The organism is Methylophaga sp. UBA4204, from assembly GCF_002379485.1.
Classification (GTDB): Bacteria; Pseudomonadota; Gammaproteobacteria; order Nitrosococcales; family Methylophagaceae; genus Methylophaga.
Genome location: NZ_DFTU01000028.1, coordinates 1,066 through 1,549, shown reverse-complemented (window position 1 = coordinate 1,549; position 484 = coordinate 1,066). Strand labels below are relative to the sequence as shown.

Sequence of the window (484 nt, the reverse complement as noted above, 5' to 3'; positions counted from 1 at the left end):
CATTAATGGCTATTTTTGGCATGCTGGTATTGCATTGGTGGGTCCCCACTCCTTATAAACACAAACAACATCAGGATATGAAACCTGCCCGTGCGCAAATTGGTGAGGTATTGGCAAATACCTCCATTATGCGGCTGGTGGCCAGTATTCTGATTCTCCATTTATTACTCACCTTAAGCTTTTTTGCACTGCCGATTGCTTTGCAGGATTATGCTGGTGTCGCCAAAGCGGATTTAGCCTTAACCTATTTACCAGTGTTATTACTGGCGTTTATCTGCATGGTGCCGTTTATTCTGCTGGCCGAAAAACAGCGTAAAATGAAACTGGTTTTTACCGGCGCAATTGCTGTACTGGCCGTCGCTCAGGTCGGTTGGGCTCTATTACCCGGTTCATTGGCCATGCTGATGATTTGCTTATGGTTATTTTTCACCGCATTTAATATTCTTGAAGCCAGCTTGCCTTCGATGATGTCCAAACTCAGTCC

The 484-nt window shown here is 45.0% G+C and carries 1 pseudogene; it reads left to right on the top strand.

The annotated features are described in order from the left end of the window. Positions 1–484: pseudogene (locus B3182_RS03370) on the top strand (MFS transporter); the annotation flags it as partial.